Source organism: Enterobacter cloacae complex sp. BZL2005 (assembly GCF_049238885.1).
Lineage (GTDB): Bacteria > Pseudomonadota > Gammaproteobacteria > Enterobacterales > Enterobacteriaceae > Enterobacter > Enterobacter roggenkampii.
Window position 1 is genome coordinate 1 of the sequence record NZ_JBMKGI010000044.1, and the last position, 1,202, is coordinate 1,202.

Genomic DNA, 1,202 nt, shown 5'->3' on the forward strand with positions numbered 1-1,202 from the left:
TTAAGGAAGGTGCGAATAAGCGGGGAAATTCTTCTCGGCTGACTCAGTCATTTCATTTCTTCATGTTTGAGCCGATTTTTTCTCCCGTAAATGCCTTGAATCAGCCTATTTAGACCGTTTCTTCGCCATTTAAGGCGTTATCCCCAGTTTTTAGTGAGATCTCTCCCACTGACGTATCATTTGGTCCGCCCGAAACAGGTTGGCCAGCGTGAATAACATCGCCAGTTGGTTATCGTTTTTCAGCAACCCCTTGTATCTGGCTTTCACGAAGCCGAACTGTCGCTTGATGATGCGAAATGGGTGCTCCACCTTGGCCCGGATGCTGGCTTTCATGTATTCGATGTTGATGGCCGTTTTGTTCTTGCGTGGATGCTGTTTCAAGGTTCTTACCTTGCCGGGGCGCTCGGCGATCAGCCAGTCCACATCCACCTCGGCCAGCTCCTCGCGCTGTGGCGCCCCTTGGTAGCCGGCATCGGCTGAGACAAATTGCTCCTCTCCATGCAGCAGATTACCCAGCTGATTGAGGTCATGCTCGTTGGCCGCGGTGGTGACTAGGCTGTGGGTCAGGCCACTCTTGGCATCGACACCAATGTGGGCCTTCATGCCAAAGTGCCATTGATTGCCTTTCTTGGTCTGATGCATCTCCGGATCGCGTTGCTGCTCTTTGTTCTTGGTCGAGCTGGGTGCCTCAATGATGGTGGCATCGACCAAGGTGCCTTGAGTCATCATGACGCCTGCTTCGGCCAGCCAGCGATTGATGGTCTTGAACAATTGGCGGGCCAGTTGATGCTGCTCCAGCAGGTGGCGGAAATTCATGATGGTGGTGCGGTCAGGCAAGGCGCTATCCAGGGATAACCGGGCAAACAGACGCATGGAGGCGATTTCGTACAGAGCATCTTCCATCGCGCCATCGCTCAGGTTGTACCAATGCTGCATGCAGTGAATGCGTAGCATGGTTTCCAGCGGATAAGGTCGCCGGCCATTACCAGCCTTGGGGTAAAACGGCTCGATGACTTCCACCATGTTTTGCCATGGCAGAATCTGCTCCATGCGGGACAAGAAAATCTCTTTTCTGGTCTGACGGCGCTTACTGCTGAATTCACTGTCGGCGAAGGTAAGTTGATGACTCATGATGAACCCTGTTCCATGGCTCCAGATGACAAACATGATCTCATATCAGGGACTTGTTCGCACCTTCCTTA

Annotated in this window: 1 protein-coding gene; it reads right to left on the reverse strand. The window is 52.7% G+C overall.

The window, feature by feature from the left end; translation table 11 throughout:
• Positions 1-150 precede the first annotated feature (150 nt).
• The gene (locus ACOTXI_RS24215) at positions 151-1,131 is read right to left on the reverse strand and encodes an IS5-like element IS5 family transposase (RefSeq protein ID WP_000019402.1); all 981 of its coding nucleotides are present in this window, start codon (positions 1,129-1,131) and stop codon (positions 151-153) included.
• Positions 1,132-1,202 lie beyond the last annotated feature (71 nt).

Bases quoted from the DNA above. Each gene is read 5' to 3' on its own strand.
- ACOTXI_RS24215 (WP_000019402.1), bottom strand. From the start codon at position 1,131: ATGAGTCATCAACTTACCTTCGCCGACAGTGAATTCAGCAGTAAGCGC.